Here is a 274-nt window from a genome sequence, read left to right on the forward strand (position 1 = left end):
GCTCCTTCACGGCTCGCAGTATCAGCGACCGGCGCGGAAGTGGACGCTGTCCGCGTCGAAGGCGAAACGGGACGCGCAGGCACGTCGTTCGTTCCGGCGTCGGCGCGAGTCTGTTGTGCAAGCATGGCTTCCAGTTCGCGCAGTGCCCTGTCGCCTTCCGCGTAACGGTCGCCGAGACCGCCGACAACATCGCCCGCGTTCGCAGCGCTGGGCTCAAGGTCGCTTTCGACAGACCGCGGCATCAGTGCAGTTTGCGCACGCGCCGTCGGCTCCG

The 274-nt window shown here is 67.5% G+C and carries 1 protein-coding gene; it reads right to left on the bottom strand.

All coding sequences use genetic code 11. The annotated features are described in order from the left end of the window. Window positions 1-242 (bottom strand): hypothetical protein (locus SB753_RS37120; protein WP_410805135.1); only part of this gene is annotated, 242 nt, incomplete at its 3' end. Window positions 243-274: the final 32 nt, after the last annotated feature.

This window comes from Paraburkholderia sp. SIMBA_053, assembly GCF_046534895.1.
Classification (GTDB): domain Bacteria; phylum Pseudomonadota; class Gammaproteobacteria; order Burkholderiales; family Burkholderiaceae; genus Paraburkholderia; species Paraburkholderia caledonica.